Annotated in this window: 15 protein-coding genes; 10 read left to right on the forward strand and 5 right to left on the reverse strand. The window is 68.4% G+C overall.

The window, feature by feature from the left end; genetic code table 11:
• Both E3T28_RS08235 and E3T28_RS08245 read right to left on the reverse strand, forming a co-directional pair.
• A partial coding sequence (locus tag E3T28_RS08235) for a DUF222 domain-containing protein (protein WP_134429660.1) occupies nucleotides 1-301 on the reverse strand: 301 nt, incomplete at its 3' end.
• A gap of 946 nt (nucleotides 302-1,247) precedes the next feature.
• Nucleotides 1,248-1,538, reverse strand: a complete 291-nt coding sequence (locus E3T28_RS08245) for a hypothetical protein (protein WP_134429664.1) — start codon at nucleotides 1,536-1,538, stop codon at nucleotides 1,248-1,250.
• Nucleotides 1,539-1,744: 206 nt separating this feature from the next.
• Between E3T28_RS08245 and E3T28_RS08250 the strand changes: the two genes are divergently transcribed.
• The 5 genes from E3T28_RS08250 (at nucleotide 1,745) to E3T28_RS08270 (ending at nucleotide 7,574) form a co-directional block, all read left to right on the forward strand.
• Nucleotides 1,745-2,479: a TetR/AcrR family transcriptional regulator gene (locus tag E3T28_RS08250; protein WP_134429666.1), complete on the forward strand. Its 735-nt coding sequence runs from the start codon at nucleotides 1,745-1,747 to the stop codon at nucleotides 2,477-2,479.
• 285 nt (nucleotides 2,480-2,764) lie between these two features.
• Complete coding sequence (locus E3T28_RS08255) at nucleotides 2,765-3,898, forward strand: acyl-CoA dehydrogenase family protein (RefSeq protein WP_134429689.1); 1,134 nt, start codon at nucleotides 2,765-2,767, stop codon at nucleotides 3,896-3,898.
• A gap of 209 nt (nucleotides 3,899-4,107) precedes the next feature.
• Nucleotides 4,108-4,311, forward strand: coding sequence for a hypothetical protein (locus E3T28_RS08260; RefSeq protein WP_134429668.1), 204 nt, complete (start codon nucleotides 4,108-4,110; stop codon nucleotides 4,309-4,311).
• A 300-nt stretch (nucleotides 4,312-4,611) separates the two neighbouring features.
• Nucleotides 4,612-6,465: a MinD/ParA family ATP-binding protein gene (locus tag E3T28_RS16835; protein WP_166786965.1), complete on the forward strand. Its 1,854-nt coding sequence runs from the start codon at nucleotides 4,612-4,614 to the stop codon at nucleotides 6,463-6,465.
• 146 nt (nucleotides 6,466-6,611) lie between these two features.
• A complete protein-coding gene (locus E3T28_RS08270) occupies nucleotides 6,612-7,574 on the forward strand; it encodes an FKBP-type peptidyl-prolyl cis-trans isomerase (protein ID WP_166786966.1) in 963 nt (320 codons plus the stop codon).
• 13 nt (nucleotides 7,575-7,587) lie between these two features.
• Here E3T28_RS08270 and E3T28_RS08275 read toward each other — a convergent pair whose 3' ends face one another.
• On the reverse strand, nucleotides 7,588-8,172 hold the full coding sequence (locus tag E3T28_RS08275; protein WP_134429672.1) for a pyridoxamine 5'-phosphate oxidase family protein: 585 nt from the start codon (nucleotides 8,170-8,172) through the stop codon (nucleotides 7,588-7,590).
• A 79-nt stretch (nucleotides 8,173-8,251) separates the two neighbouring features.
• On the opposite strand from E3T28_RS08275, the gene E3T28_RS08280 reads away from it, so the two are divergent.
• The gene (locus E3T28_RS08280; protein WP_134429674.1) at nucleotides 8,252-9,106 is read left to right on the forward strand and encodes a transglutaminase-like domain-containing protein; all 855 of its coding nucleotides are present in this window, start codon (nucleotides 8,252-8,254) and stop codon (nucleotides 9,104-9,106) included.
• 11 nt (nucleotides 9,107-9,117) lie between these two features.
• Here the strand turns inward: E3T28_RS08280 and E3T28_RS08285 are convergent, their stop codons facing one another.
• Complete coding sequence (locus tag E3T28_RS08285) at nucleotides 9,118-9,756, reverse strand: potassium channel family protein (RefSeq protein ID WP_166786967.1); 639 nt, start codon at nucleotides 9,754-9,756, stop codon at nucleotides 9,118-9,120.
• A 139-nt stretch (nucleotides 9,757-9,895) separates the two neighbouring features.
• Between E3T28_RS08285 and E3T28_RS08290 the strand changes: the two genes are divergently transcribed.
• The 3 genes from E3T28_RS08290 to E3T28_RS08300 all read left to right on the forward strand — a co-directional run bounded on the left by E3T28_RS08290 (nucleotide 9,896) and on the right by E3T28_RS08300 (nucleotide 12,478).
• Complete coding sequence (locus E3T28_RS08290) at nucleotides 9,896-10,891, forward strand: ATP-binding cassette domain-containing protein (protein WP_134429678.1); 996 nt, start codon at nucleotides 9,896-9,898, stop codon at nucleotides 10,889-10,891.
• Nucleotides 10,888-11,715: an ABC transporter permease gene (locus E3T28_RS08295; protein WP_134429679.1), complete on the forward strand. Its 828-nt coding sequence runs from the start codon at nucleotides 10,888-10,890 to the stop codon at nucleotides 11,713-11,715. The genes E3T28_RS08290 and E3T28_RS08295 overlap by 4 nt, the downstream gene beginning before the upstream one ends.
• Before the next feature lie 67 nt (nucleotides 11,716-11,782).
• Complete coding sequence (locus E3T28_RS08300; RefSeq protein ID WP_134429681.1) at nucleotides 11,783-12,478, forward strand: GyrI-like domain-containing protein; 696 nt, start codon at nucleotides 11,783-11,785, stop codon at nucleotides 12,476-12,478.
• Nucleotides 12,479-12,548: 70 nt separating this feature from the next.
• Here the strand turns inward: E3T28_RS08300 and E3T28_RS08305 are convergent, their stop codons facing one another.
• The gene (locus E3T28_RS08305; protein WP_198417175.1) at nucleotides 12,549-13,343 is read right to left on the reverse strand and encodes a LysR substrate-binding domain-containing protein; all 795 of its coding nucleotides are present in this window, start codon (nucleotides 13,341-13,343) and stop codon (nucleotides 12,549-12,551) included.
• 96 nt (nucleotides 13,344-13,439) lie between these two features.
• On the opposite strand from E3T28_RS08305, the gene E3T28_RS08310 reads away from it, so the two are divergent.
• Complete coding sequence (locus E3T28_RS08310; RefSeq protein WP_134429685.1) at nucleotides 13,440-13,877, forward strand: DUF5997 family protein; 438 nt, start codon at nucleotides 13,440-13,442, stop codon at nucleotides 13,875-13,877.
• Nucleotides 13,878-14,358 lie beyond the last annotated feature (481 nt).

A 14,358-nucleotide genomic window follows, 5' to 3' on the forward strand; every position in this document is an offset into this window, starting at 1 on the left:
GGATCTCCTCCGCCGATGCGGGCACGGGGGTCTCCGAGCTGGTGCCGGTGGCCGCAGCCACGAGTTCGGTCTCGGCGGCCTGTACCGAGTCGAGGTCGGTGCATCGCAGCGTCGGCGTCAACGCGGTCAAGATCGCGTCGGCGGTGTCGATGCCAATCGCACCTGTGGCCAGACTGATCGCGGTTGCCGGGAAGAGGGGTGGTAGTGGTTCGCCTGCCAGGGAGCGGCCGGTGCGGAGCTGCCTGCCCAGCCGCATCCGTCGCTGCGCGGTCGGCCCCGACACCAGGGTGACCCGCTCCAAGAGCTCCCCGGGCGTGCGGCAGCCGCGCCTCGCGGAGAGCCGGCCGGTGCCGAGCTCGGGCCGGGACCGGTCCGCGACCTCCGCCGCCNAAGGACCTCGACCGCGGTCGTCACCTGCAGCAAGCCATCGTCATCGAAGCCGCCCACCACCGAACACCGCAGCGACCCCGCGAGCCCCGCCGCGAGAGCCTGCAGCTCAGCGACCGCCCACGCCGCCGCAGACGAGCCGGGTACGGCATTCGCTGCGGGAGTATCGGTGGGGTTGTTCACAGACCCGAGTTTACCAGAAATAGAACAAGTAATCGAAGGTCTGTCATCTTACCTGAAAAGTTTATTCGTAATCTATTTCTACGTTCGGCACCAGGCTGGGCCGGGCAGCCGAGCGGCAAAGCCGCTAAACGAATTCGACGGAGATTTTGGCCGAACCCACCCCGAAATCACCGAAAATGCAGTTGCAGACAAAGATCTCCGTCGAATTCGTTCGATGCCGGACTCCGTGTAAGCAACCGCAACCGCAACCGCAACCGCAACCGCAACCGCAACCGCAACCGCAACCGCAACCGCAACCGCAACCGCAACCGCAACCGCAACCGCAACCGCGTCAGCCGGCGCTGATTCCCTGGGCAGCGCCACGAGCATACGTCGAGGCCTCAGGCACCTAGTGCCGCGTAGCGTCCGGCTCGCCGAGGTTCGTCCAGTGCTTCTCGGAGCCGCAATCTTCGCACTGGAACCAGATCTCTTCATCCGCCAGGGTGTCGGTTGCCAGGGCCCGGGTTCGCATGATTCCGACACAGGCACGCTGCGGGCAGTGGGGATGGAAGTCCATGTGTGTGAAGCGCTCTCTCTCGGCGCGGCAATAGTGCCGTCTGTATTGACCGTGACGGGAACATTACTCCGATTCAGGTCCTGCGACCAGAAAAGAGCTGACAGAGCGGCTTCGGCATGGGCTACCGGCCGAGGCTCGCGAGGAGCAGCGGAAGCGTATTCGTCAGCAGCCCGTACCCCAGGGCGGCGGCTCCGATGATCGCGGGCAAGATGCCTGAGGTCACGCCGAGGCGTCGTGCCCGCAGGCCGCGCATAGTGGCCGGAATAGTCGGAGTGATCAGCACGAGAACGGCCGCAAGGCCGGCCAGCGCCACCCTGCCGAGCGGGATCGGCTCGGCGCCGACGCTCTCGTAGCCCTTGAGCCTCAACAGGGCATCGCCCAGGACCATCGCTACGGCGAGAGACTCCGGCACAGCGCCACGGAGAGCCAGGCGGCGATACGGGCACGGAGCCCTTTGCGCGGTGCCTGCCCTGCCGGGGCGCCGGCGCTCGTTCCTGAAGTGGACCGGGTCGCTCCTTCGTCGCCGCCAGACTGCCCGTCCGTGCCGCTCCGGACAAGCGAGGGCCGGCCTGCTCGCGGCATCCGTTCGTTCGCATTCCGTGATAATTTCGCCAGACCATGCCAGACCTGCCTGCTGCTCCCTCCCGGCCTGCCGGGCCGCCCGGGCCGTCGCGACCGCTCTCTCGGATCGAGGTCGCCGACATCGCGGTTCGCCTGTTTCAGAAGCACGGCTACGAGTCCACGAGCACCGTGGACATCGCCGAGGCGGCCGGCGTCTCGCGCAGCACCTTCTTTCGGCAGTTCCGGTCCAAAGACGACGTGATCTTTGCCGACCACGACGAACTGGTCGCCCGCATCGACGAGTATTTCGCTGTGCCGCACCCGGATCCGTGGCTGGCCGTGTGCGAGGCAGCCGCCATGGTCTTCGAGAGATTCCGCGAACGACTGGAGATCGTGCGGATCCGGGACCGGGTTGTGCGGGAGACACCGGTGCTGCGGGACCGGGAAACCATCATGGCGATCCGGTACGAACGGATGTTCGCCAGCTACCTGCGCAGCACCGTGCCGGGCGTGTCGCCCCTGACTGCCATCCGGTTCGCCGCCGCCGTGACGGCCACCCACAATTTCGTGCTTCGGCGCCTGATCCGGGCGTCGGACAGCGTGGGCCCGTTCTCGCTGGCCGCCGAGCTCGCCGAGGTGCAACGGCTTTTCCGCCCGGATGCCGCGGCGCCAGGCCCCGAGGCGCGGCCCTCGGGCGACGTGGTCGTCGCCGTCTTCCCGGCCGCGACGGATCCCCTGGAACTGGCTCGCGCCATCGAGGAACGCCTTCGCGCCCAGACGCGCCCTTGCTGACACTGAGTGCCGCTTGACCTGAGACTGAGTGTCAGATAGAACTTGGGTCTGGGTATTTTCCGACCGGCGCACAGGGGCACCGTGAGTGGTGCGCTCGACGGCTCGACGGCTCGACGGCTTGACGGCTCGACGGCTCGACATCTCGGGGGGCCCGACGGCCGCGCGCGGGTGCCTGCTCCACCCGGCCGGTACGGTCGGCCCGAAACCTTCGAATCCGACCTCCACGAAAGGGAAACCGTGCCCGACTACGACGTCTCCAGGCCCCTCGACACCGACTACTACGGCATGTTCGCCGACGTTCCCGAGGTCGACCGGGCCTTCTGGGACCGCGCCCGCAGCTTCGCATCCGAGACACTGGACGAACTGACCGTGGCCTGGGACAAGGCCGAATACCCACTGCACCTGGCCCGACGGCTCGGCGAACTCGACCTCCTCACCGACGGCGTTGTCGGTCCCGGGCTGACCCCGATGTCGCCCCTCGCGGCCGGGCTCGTCAACATGGAGATCTCCCGCGGTGACGGCTCGATGGGCACCGTGGTCGCCGTGCAGGGCGGGCTGGCCCTGCGCAGCATCGCGCTGTTCGGCAGCCCGGAGCAGCAGGAGCGCTGGCTGGTGCCGCTGGCCCGCGCCGAGAAGCTCGGCGCCTTCGCCCTGACCGAACCCGACCACGGATCCGATTCGGTCGGCCTGGAGACCACCGCGCAGCGCGACGGCGACGAATGGGTGCTCAACGGCGAGAAGAAGTGGATCGGCAACGGCTCGGTCGGCGACGTGACGGTGGTCTGGGCCCGTGACGACGACGGCAATGTGCGCGGATTCCTGGTGGAACAGGACACCCCCGGGTACCGCGGCGTGACGATCACCGGGAAGGGGTCTTTGCGGGCCATCCACCAGGCCCGGATCACGCTGACGGATGTGCGGATTCCGCTGGACGCCGTGCTGCCGGGCACCCATACGTTCAAGGATGCCTCCGCGGTGCTGTTCGCTACCCGGCTCGGAGTGGCCTGGTCGGCCCTCGGCCACGCAACGGCGGTGTTCGAGGCGGCGCTGAACTACTCGACCCAGCGCATCCAGTTCGGCAAGCCGCTCGCCGGTTTCCAGCTCGTGCAGGAGCGCCTGACCATGATGCTGTCCCGGCTCACATCGATGCAGCTGCACTGCCTGCGCCTGGCCGAGCTCGACGCCGCCGGAACGCTTCGGCCGATCCAGGCGTCACTGGCGAAGTACCACAACACCCGGGCAGCGCGGGAGATCGCGTCGATGGCCCGCGACATGCTCGGCGGCAACGGCATCCTGCTCGAAAACCACGTCATCCAGCACCTCGCCGACATCGAGTCCATCCACACCTACGAAGGCACCGAGAGCGTGCAGTCGCTCCTGATCGGGCGGGACCTCACCGGGATCAGCGCTTTCCGCTGACCGGAACCCTGAGCGGATTCCTGTGCGGCGCCGCGGTTTCGATCACGTTAACAAAGTGACCAAAACTCGATTAATGACCACGAGTCAACGTACGCTGTCACACAATCACCCAGCCCGGCCGCACCAGAACGAGCTAGAGAACACGTGCAGCACCGCGCGCAACCGTCGTGGGGACGCGGTTCGTGCGCCTGAACCAGGAACGCAGACCGATGACCCACAGGCACCTCACCGACGACCAGTTGTTGCTCGAAACGGACTACACCAGCTACGCCAGCTCGTGCCGCGACCCGCACATCACCCCGACGAACGACCTCGTGGAATGCCGGCGCCAGAGCGGCCACGACGACACGCACGCCACGAGGGCCGGCCTGCGCGCCATCCGTTGGTCCATGCCGGAGCCGCACGTGGCCTAGTCGCCGACGCGATCGCGGCCGAACAAATTCGACGGACATTCTGCCCGAAACGGCCCTGAGAACCTCGAAAACCCACATTGTCGAGAAAATCTCCGTCGAATTCGTTCGACGCCGAACGGCTGACGTTCCCACTGGCTCGGCTCACCGGGGATTCCACCCGTCGGGTCCCCTGGTGGCCCTGGCGCGGCCAAACGAGGGGTGGACTCCGCTACCCCGTAGGCTGAAGAGGGCACGCTCGACGGATCTACGACGTGCTCACGCTTGATGAGCTGAGCTGAGCTCGACGAATAAAGGCCGAACATGACGCAGAACGTTTCCGCACTTCCCCGCATCCGCGCGATGATCCGCAGCGACGGCACGGGGGAGCTGGTCATCGACGGTGTCACCTCGCACATCACCGCGGCCGACGAGGCCGGCGTGCGTGAGGAGATCATCAACCGGGTCACGGATGCCGCGCGCGCCATCGATTGTGCGGTGCGCCTGACCGCGGAAGACGAGCAGGGCAAGTCCCCGCTGATCGTGCACCCCAACGGGGATGTGGAAGACGATGGGGCCTTCATCCCGACCTCCGCGCATCCCCAGCCTGAAGCCGAAGCCGAAGCCGAAGCTGAATCGAAGCCTGAGTCAGAGTCGGGGCCCGCCGGGCCTGCCGCCGTCTCAGCCGCGGTCTCTGAAACCGAGGTCGTCGAACTGATCGCGCTGGTCGTACCGTCGGACGAGCAGAAATCGGGCCTCGAAACCGCGGAGCTGCAGGCCGCCGGGCTCGGGCAAGCCGGGCTGGACACGGCCGGGCTGGACACGGCCGGGGTCGACACGGTCGGGCTGGACGACGCGATGAGCGATGCCGACATGCTCGATGCCCACATTCTCAACGGCGACATGCTCGACGCCGACGCCGATGAGACCGATGACACCGACGCCGACGCTCAAGCCCTCCGGATCGAACCGGCACCGGTGGCACGGACTCACGTCCGGCCGGTCACCGCGTTCGACGGCCTCGTGCTCGATCTCGCCGCCGATGACGATGAGGACGACGAAGAGCTGGACCTGACGGCCGCCCCCTATTCCACTCCCCGCTCCGCAACGCAGTTCGTCGGCCCGGCACCGGGGTCGGGAGGCGCTCTCGCCGAGGTGGACACCCACACGTCGTCGACCCCTCTGGCGCCGTCGGCCAGCGTCACCGACCACCCCTCGCTCGCCCTCGCAACGTCCGAGAGTGGGGGCCCGAACCTCGCCGACTTCATGAATTCCCGACCGCCGCTCGTGGCCGGGCCTGCCGTGCTGGGCTGGCAGGGCACCGTTCGGCGACTCACCGGCGGACTCGTCTCCCCGGCCCCCGGCGCCGGCGAAATGTCGCACCGCGCGGCGGTCGCCTCCGTGCAGCGCAGCCTGGTCGGCCCGCGCACCATCGTCGTTCTGAACCCGAAGGGCGGCGCGCACAAGACCACCGCCACCCTGCTCATCGCCGCGACCTTCGGCATCCATCGCGGCGGGTACACCCTGGCCTGGGACAACAACGAGACCATGGGCACGCTCGGGGTGCGGGCGCAGACCGCCGCCCACACCAACACCGCGGTCGACCTGCTCCGCGACCTCGACAACTTCGCGTACTCGAGCTCCGCCCGGGTCGGCGACCTCGACAACTACGTGCGCAACCAGGGCGACGCCCGGTTCGACGCCCTCGCCTCCGACCTCGACCCGGCCGGCGCGGCCAGCATCGACGACGTAGCCTTTGGCAAACTGCATGCCGCGCTCAGCCGGTTCTACCGGGTGCTGATCATCGACACCGGCAACAACATGCGGGCCTCCAACTGGGAGGCGGCCGTCGACGCGGCCGATCAGCTCGTCGTCGTGTCCACCATTCGCGAGGACACCGCCTACGGCGCGGCCTCACTGCTGGACGGCCTGCGTCAGAAGGGCCATGCCGACAAGGTCGCGCAGGCGGTCACGATCCTGGCTTCGCCGGCCAAGACGGCCGATCGTCAGCTGTCCCTGCGACTGCACGACCATTTCAGCCAGCTCACCCGCACGGTCGTGGACGTGCCGTATGACTCTGCACTCGTGGCCGGTGGATCGCTGAATTACGACGCTCTCGCGCCACGCACCCGTGAGGCGTGGCTCGTCGCCACGGCAGCGATCGCCGAGGGCCTCTGACCTGGCGGCAGCCGGAACTCAGGCGGCATTGATCTCGGTCGGGCATACTGACCAGGGTCCAACGGATGCCCTTCGACTCAGTTGCACCTCGGTCCGGTGCGTGCCTGGGATCATGTCGACCAGATCACTCGAATAGAAAGATCAGCGTGCGTAAACTTCCTGCCCTCATCACCATTGCCACGGTCTCCGTGCTCGCCCTCGCCGGGTGCAGCGGGTCTCCCTCCGACGAAACCGGCGCGGCGGGGATCGCCTGCGTCGATTCCGGTAAGACGTCGGAGGCCGTGAAGGTCGCCGGCAAGGCCGGCGCGGAGCCGACCGTGAAGTTCGAGTCCCCGCTGACCACGGAGGCCACCGAGGTCTCCGTCGTCACCGAGGGCAAGGGCGACGCCGTCAAGACCGACGACATCGTCGAACTGGGGTTCTCCGTGTACAACGCGAAGACGGGCGAGAAGATGAACGCCGGCGGTTTCGGTGACGACCTCGGAGCTCCCATCACCATGGCCAAGGAATCGAGCGTCTTCCCGGCGCTGATGAAGGGCGTCGCCTGCGCGACCTACGGATCGCGCGTCGCGGTCGTGGCGCCGCCGGCCGACGCGTTCGGCGAAGCCGGCAACGAGGAGCTCAAGGTCGGGGCCGAGGACAACATCATCTTCGTCATCGACGTGAAGAGCGAAATCCCGCCCCGCGCGAACGGCGAGGAGCGGAAGCCGGAAGACGGCTTCCCGACCGTCGAGCTGGCCGAGGACGGTGCCCCCACCGTGACGATCCCGGCAACCGACGCTCCGACCGAGCTGAAGACCTCGGTCCTGAAAAAGGGCGACGGCGCCACGGTCACTGACGCGAACACGGTGGTCATGCACTACTCGGGCGTCGTCTGGTCCACCGGTGAGGTCTTCGACCAGACCTGGGGCAAGAGCGGTCCGACCCCGATCTCCCTGGCCTCCGTCGTTCCCGGCTTCGCCCAGGGTCTCGTCGGCCAGACGGTCGGCTCCCAGGTCCTGGTCGTGATTCCACCGGAACTCGGCTATGGCGCCGAGGGCCAGCCTGACGCCGGCATCTCGGGTACCGACACGATCGTCTTCGTCGTCGACATCCTCGCAGCCGGCTAACCGGCCCGGCCGTTCAGCTGCGCTCGAACCGGCCCGTTCTCCGGGTCAGACGGATGCGGTACAGCACCGCCTCCGCTCTGGAATCGCCGGCCGCATGGTCAGTCGGACGTGGGGCGGAGGGGTGCGGGGCATGCGCGCGCGCCGGCCCCGGCCCCGGCTTCGGGGCAGCGACCGGGGCCGGCATCGGGTCGGGCGACAGCCGGTAGGGCAGCGGAGTGCCGTCGGGCCCGAGACGCGGCACGGCTGAGGCGCTGGAGGCGGCACTGACGGGACCGAGCAGCGGGGCGAACCGAGTGAGCAGGATCTGCCGGCTCGCCGCGGCATCCGTGCCGGTCAGTTCCTCGTAGGTGCCCCAGGCGATCACGGTTCGCCAGTTGCCCAGGTCGTCGACCTGCTCGACCTCGAAGCAGACCGACGGGTTCTCCCGCATCATCGCCACCTTGCGCCCGCTGCCGGAATGCCCGTAGACGTGTTCTCCGTCATAGGCGTAGGAGACCGGCACGATGTAAGTCTGGCCGGCGACGTGGCAGCCGATCCGGCCGATCACGGCATCATGCAGCACACTGTCGATCTCCTGGTCATTCAGTTCACCCAGCATGGCCCCCAGTGTGGCCCCGGCCCGGATGCGGCACCAGTCGCTGTGGCCGAGGTCGGCCGGTGCGTGGCAGGATCGTGGAATGAAACGCACCGCATCCGCGCAGCTCTCTCTGGAGGCCCTCGCGCCGGCGCGCCTCGTGCTGTCGATCGCCGTCGCTGCCGATCCCGCGGCCGGTCCGGGTGGCAGCTTCGCCGCCGATCCCGCTGATGCCGCCGACCCGGCTGGCACCGATCGGGCGGAGGTCCTCACGGTCGTGCAGGCCGGCGCGCCCGTGCCGGTGCGGCGCATCTCCGACGAGCACGGCACCCTCCTGCACCTGGCCGACGTCGCGGCCGGACCGGTCGAGGTGGAATACCACGCGGACCTGGTCGACCGGGCGCATCCGTCGCCGACCGCCGACATCGACCTGGTGCGGTATCTGCGGCCCAGCCGGTACTGCGAATCCGACAGCCTCGGGCCGACAGCCCACGCCGAGTTCGCCGGCCTCGAGGGCACCGATCTCCTGAACGGGGTGAGCTCCTGGGTGGGACAGAAGCTCAGCTACGTGCCGGGCTCCAGCCTGCCCACGGACGGAGCCGTGCGCACCCTGCTGGCCCGCCAAGGCGTCTGCCGGGACTACGCGCACCTGGTCGTGGCGCTGCTGCGGGCGCGCGACGTTCCGGCCCGGCTGGTCTCCGTCTACGCTCCCGGTCTGGCCCCGATGGACTTCCACGCCGTGGCCGAGGCCTTCGTCGACCACGCTTGGCAGGTGGTCGACGCGACCCTGCTGGCGCCCCGGCAGTCGCTGGTGCGCATCGCCACGGGCCGTGACGCGGCGGACACGGCGTTCCTCACGACCATCGGCGGGGGCGTGCTCCTGCACTCCCTCACGGTCTCGGCCGTCGTCGACGAGCTGCCGCGCGACGACCTGCGGCAGCTCGTGCGACTGGGCTGACTGAGCACGGCTCAGCGGTCCTGGCCGAAGGCCGCGATGCGGTCGATGATCCACGAGGCCAGGGTGGCGGTGACCACACCGACGAGCGTGACGCCGCCGAGCATGAGGGCGACGGCCACGAGCCGGCCCGCGCCGGTGACCGGGAAGTAGTCGCCGTAGCCGACCGTCGAGACGGTGACGAAGGCCCACCAGACGGAATCACCCAGGGTGGTGATGTTCGCGCCGGGGGCCGACCGCTCCGCGTCGAGCGCGGCCAGCGATCCCATCCAGATCAGCAGGCTGGATGCCCCGACCAGGTAGAGGCCGACCCGGGAGCGCACGGCCTGACCGGGGGAACGCTGAAAGATCGGCAGCATCGTCACCAGCCGTAGCAGCCGTAGCAGCCGCAGCGGCCGCAGCACCGGCAGGAACACCACCACCAGGTCGAACAGGTGCGTGACGAACCAGTGCCCGCGGTCGGGCGCCAGGTAGAGGTTGACCAGATAGTCGAACGCGAAGATCAGCCAGGCCGTCACCAGCACGAGCGCGGTGAGCAGAAAGCGGGGGCCGTCGAGGTCTGCCAGTACCCGCCATGAATAGCTGATCAGGAAGAGCACGGATGCTGCGAGCAGCGGCCACTGCACGATCTTCTCCCACCGTGCCTGGTCCATGCGCACACCATAGTCAGGCGCCTGCCGGTGCGCGATCACGTGTGACGCTTGTACGTGCCGGCGAAGGTCATTAAAGTGTTGAATTCGTGGCTCCGCTGAATTTCCCCTCGTTTTCCCCTCGACCAGGCAGGGATGTCCCATGACCATCATTGAGGCCAGAGCTCTGACCAAGGTCTACCGCTCCAAGTCCGGGCCGGTGCACGCGCTCGCGGGGCTTGATCTGTCGGTTCCGCGCGGAACCGTCAAGGCGCTGCTCGGCCCGAACGGCGCCGGCAAGACGACCGTCGTCAAGATGCTGACGACGCTGATCCGGCCGGACTCCGGCACCGCGTTCGTCGACGGGATCGACGTCGTCGCCGACCCCAAGGGCGTGCGGCGCATCATCGGCGTGTCGGGCCAGTACGCCGCCGTCGACGAGAACCTGACCGGTTTCGAGAATCTGGAGATGGTCGGGCGGCTCTACCACCTGGGCGCCGCCGAGTCACGGCGCCGAGCCCAGGAGCTGATCGACCTGTTCGAGCTGACCGCGGCCGGCAACCGCCCGGTCAAGGGCTTCTCCGGCGGGATGCGCCGCCGGATCGACCTGGCCGGGGCGCTGGTGATGAACCCGAAGGTCCTGTTCCTCGATGAGCCGACCACGGGCCTGGACCCGCGCAGCCGGATCGCGCTCTGGGACGTCATCAAGCGCCTGGTCGCCGACGGCACCACCGTGCTGCTCACCACCCAATACCTCGAAGAGGCTGACCAGCTCTCCGACGACATCGTGGTGATCGACGACGGGCGGGTGATCGCCGAGGGCACCTCCGACCAGCTCAAGGCGCAGATCGGCGGCCACCGCGTCGAGGTGGCCCTGGTCGAGGCCGGCGACGGCCAGGCGGCCCGGGAGATCCTCGCCCGTTACGGGGCGGGGGAGCCGGCGATCACCAGCGACGGCCGCGGACTCGAGGTCGCGGTGATCGACGGGCCGCGGGCGCTGCAGCAGGTGCTGGCGGCGCTGGGGGCTGCGGACATCCGTCTGCACGACGCCGGGATGCGCCGACCCACGCTCGACGACGTCTTCCTGAAACTCACCGGGCACAAGGCCGACCAGGCGTCTGACAAGGCGGATGACGTTGAATTGGAGAAGGCGAAATGACCGCCGCAGCCACCCTCCCCACCTGGAACCCGCTCTCGCTCTGGTACTCCGACGGCTGGACCGTCACCAAGCGCAACCTGATCAAGATCAAGCGCTCGCCCGACATGCTCGTCTTCGCGGTGGTCCAGCCGATCATGTTCGTGCTGCTGTTCAGTCAGGTCTATGCGGGCGCGATCTCCGTCGAGGGCACCGACTACGTGCAGTTCCTGATGGCCGGCATCTTCGCCCAGACCGTCGTGTTCGGGTCGACCTTCTCCGGCTCCGCCATGGCTCAGGACCTCAAGGAAGGCATCATCGACCGCTTCCGCAGCCTGCCCATGAGCTCCTCGGCCGTACTGATCGGACGCACCAACAGCGACCTGGTGCTGAACACGATCTCCATGGTGATCATGATGCTGACCGGGCTGCTCGTGGGCTGGCGGGTGAACTCCTCGGTGCCGGAATTCCTAGCCGGGGTGGGGCTGCTGCTGTTGTTCAGCTATTCCTTCAGCTGGGTGATGGCGCTGCTCGGCATGAGCGTGAAGACCCCCGAGGTGATCAACAACGCCTCCTTCCTGATCCTGTTCCCGCTGACCTTCATCTCGAACGCCTTCGTGCCCAGCGACACCCTGCCGACCCCGCTGCGCGTCTTCGCGGAGTGGAACCCGGTATCGTCGCTGGTGCAGGCCGCGCGGGAACTGTTCGGCAACGAGGGCACAGCCCCGGTGCCCGACATCTGGACCATGCAGAATCCGATCGCCACGGTGCTGATCGGCATCACGGTCATGCTGGTCCTGTTCGTTCCGCTGTGCGTTCGCAAGTTCGCGTCCATCAGTTCCCGCTAGCAGGAGTCAGTGAATCCCATGAATCCCATGAACCCCGTGAGCCTCGTGAGCCTCGTGACGAGTCCCCATGAGTGACGCTGTGCCGTTCCGTACCGACCGGCGCACGGGAAAGCTGCGCGCGCCCCGCAACACCGCACCCGTCGGGGCCGGCCCCTGGGACGTGAAGCGTGTCCACCCGCCGCTCTACGGGCCCGTCAACCGCGACTGGGAGCTGGTCGAGGTGCCGGCCCAGCGGTTCCTGGCCCTTGACGGTGCCGGCGACCCGAATACGGCCCCGGCCCACGCCGAGGCCGTCGAGTCCCTCTACGCGGTCGCCTACGCGATCAAGTTCGCCGCCAAACGCGCGCTGGGCCGGGAGATGGTCGTGGCACCGCTCGAGGGCCTCTGGTACGCCGGCGACGCATCCGTTTTCACGGCCGGCGCGAAGGCGGAGTGGAAGTGGACGCTGCTGATGGCCGAGCCGGACTGGGTGACGGATGCCTTCATCGCCGAGGCCGTCGCCGGCGCGCTCGCGAAGAAGAAGCTGCCCGCACTCGCCCGGGTGCGGGTGGAGATGCTCGACGAAGGGCTGTCGGCACAGTTGCTGCATGTCGGGCCGTACGACGACGAGGCACCCGCGCTCGCGCGACTGCACGGGGAGTTCCTGGCGAACAACGGGCTGCGGCTGAATGGCCGGCACCACGAGATCTACCTCGGCGACCCGCGCCGTGCAGCGCCCGCGAAGCTGAGGACGGTGGTGAGGCAGCCGGTCGCCTACTCCTGATGCCGGCTGAGCTCGGTCTGGATCATCAGGGCGGGCGCCAGCATCCACCGCAGGAGGTGCGGCACGGACGCTAACGGCCGCCGCGGCGCTTGCCGGCCCGGGGGCTCGGGGTGTTGCGGGTGCGGCCGGGGGCGCTCGTGGCCTTCTTAGCCACGGCCGGCTTGGACTTCGCCGCCGCGACCCGCACGGCCTTCGCCGCCGCCTTGGCCTTGTCGGTCTTCTTCTCTTTTCTGACCTTCTCGGTGCCGGCGGGCAGCGAGTCGACCCGCGAGCTGTCCTTCGTGCGGCCGCGCACGATGCCGATGAACTCCTCGACGTCTTCCGTGGTCTCGCTGGAAAGCCAAGCCAGGGACACCTGACTCTCGGCGACGTCCTCGACCGGGCGCGAGACGACATCCTTGCGGCCGTACAGGCGCGCGATCGAGTGGGGGACGATCAGGATGCCGACGCCGGCCGCGACCTGCGCCATGGCGTCGTCGAGGTCGCGCATGGCCGGGAGCGGGCGGCGGGCGCCGTCCCTGATCTCGGTGGCCACGAGGCGCCACTCGGGCACGTCGTCGGGGTCTTGCAGCAGGTGCTCGTCGGCCAGGTCGGCCACGAGCACGCTGTCGGCATCGGCGATGAAGTGGTCCTTGGCGGCGACAACTACCGGGATCTCCCGGTAGAGGGCGATCAGGCTGAGGCCCGTCTCATCGACGGGCAGGCGCACCAGGCTGACTTGGGCGCGGCCGTCGCGCAGCACGGCATCCTGCTCGGACGGTTCCGTGCGGAAGACCTCGAGGGGCTGGTCGGGGCGTCGATCGGCCCAGGTGCGGGTCCACTTGGTCGGGGTCACACCGGCGACGAAGGCAATGGAAAAGGTCACCGGCATCCTTTCTCGTGATGGCACTGCGAACGGAGATCCGTGGGGAACGGCGGTCTCTCAGGCTATGCGGGTGCTCTCAGGCTATACGCTTGACTGATGAGCGAGAAGAAGACCCAAACCATGAAGCCCGCCACGGCGGCCCAGAAGCTTGGGATTCTGCTCGAAGCAGCCCCGGAAGAATTCCAGAACGCGACCGTGTCGCGCACCGAGCTGGCCGCGCTCGAAGCCAACCCGCCGGCCTGGCTGGTCGAACTGCGCGCGAACGGCCCGCACCCGAAGCAGGTCGTCGCCGCCAAGCTCGGCGTCTCCATCTCCGGTCTCGTGCGCGGCGCCGTGACGGAGCCGCTCACCTCGGCCGAGATCCAGGCCCTGCTGCAGCAGCCGCCGGCGTGGCTCGTGACCGAGCGTGCCACCCAGTACGAGGTGCGCGAGGAACAGATCCGGGTCAAGGACCGCGACGCCGAGCGCGCCCGTAAGATCGCGCACGTCGCCCGCCAGGCGGCCCAGAACGAGAAGGCCGGCCGCGGCCGCTAGCCAGTTGCGCCGGTCGCGCCGGTTGCGCCGGTCGCGCCACCGCGCGTGGCTCTTGCCGTCCCTGCCGCTTCGCCGTCCCCTGCCGCTTCGCCGTCACGGCTGCTTCGTGGCGGCTGCCGCTTCGTCGTCGTTGCCGCTTCGTCGTCGCTGCCGCTTTGTCGTCCCTGCCGCTTCGTCGTCCCCTGCCGCTTCGTCGTCACGGCCTCCCCGTCGTCCTTGCCTACCCTGTCGACCTCGTCTACTCACCAATTCGACGGAGATTTTGCTCATTCGAGGCCGGATCCGGCCTGGAGGGCCTGTTCTGGCCACAATCTCCGTCGAATTCGTTTGAGCCGCCGGGCGGCGCGGCGACGGATGCTGCGCCTCCGGCCCCCTAGTACTACAGTTGCGTTTGTGGGGTGTGGCCGCGGGTTTTGTAGTGGCATTGCTGGGCGCGGTGTTGGTGTTTTCGTCGCCAGAGGGAGCAGCGGATCACGTGGCG

Source organism: Cryobacterium sinapicolor (assembly GCF_004403465.1).
In the GTDB taxonomy this organism is placed as follows: Bacteria; Actinomycetota; Actinomycetes; order Actinomycetales; family Microbacteriaceae; genus Cryobacterium; species Cryobacterium sinapicolor.

What these genes read in the sequence shown, in the direction of transcription:
- E3T28_RS08250 (WP_134429666.1), top strand. Translation starts at nt 1,745, where the DNA reads ATGCCAGACCTGCCTGCTGCTCCCTCCCGGCCTGCCGGGCCGCCCGGG.
- E3T28_RS08255 (WP_134429689.1), top strand. Translation starts at nt 2,765, where the DNA reads ATGTTCGCCGACGTTCCCGAGGTCGACCGGGCCTTCTGGGACCGCGCC.
- E3T28_RS08260 (WP_134429668.1), top strand. Translation starts at nt 4,108, where the DNA reads ATGACCCACAGGCACCTCACCGACGACCAGTTGTTGCTCGAAACGGAC.
- E3T28_RS16835 (WP_166786965.1), top strand. Translation starts at nt 4,612, where the DNA reads ATGACGCAGAACGTTTCCGCACTTCCCCGCATCCGCGCGATGATCCGC.
- E3T28_RS08275 (WP_134429672.1), bottom strand. Translation starts at nt 8,172, where the DNA reads ATGCTGGGTGAACTGAATGACCAGGAGATCGACAGTGTGCTGCATGAT.
- E3T28_RS08280 (WP_134429674.1), top strand. Translation starts at nt 8,252, where the DNA reads ATGAAACGCACCGCATCCGCGCAGCTCTCTCTGGAGGCCCTCGCGCCG.
- E3T28_RS08285 (WP_166786967.1), bottom strand. Translation starts at nt 9,756, where the DNA reads ATGGACCAGGCACGGTGGGAGAAGATCGTGCAGTGGCCGCTGCTCGCA.
- E3T28_RS08290 (WP_134429678.1), top strand. Translation starts at nt 9,896, where the DNA reads ATGACCATCATTGAGGCCAGAGCTCTGACCAAGGTCTACCGCTCCAAG.
- E3T28_RS08295 (WP_134429679.1), top strand. Translation starts at nt 10,888, where the DNA reads ATGACCGCCGCAGCCACCCTCCCCACCTGGAACCCGCTCTCGCTCTGG.
- E3T28_RS08300 (WP_134429681.1), top strand. Translation starts at nt 11,783, where the DNA reads ATGAGTGACGCTGTGCCGTTCCGTACCGACCGGCGCACGGGAAAGCTG.
- E3T28_RS08310 (WP_134429685.1), top strand. Translation starts at nt 13,440, where the DNA reads ATGAGCGAGAAGAAGACCCAAACCATGAAGCCCGCCACGGCGGCCCAG.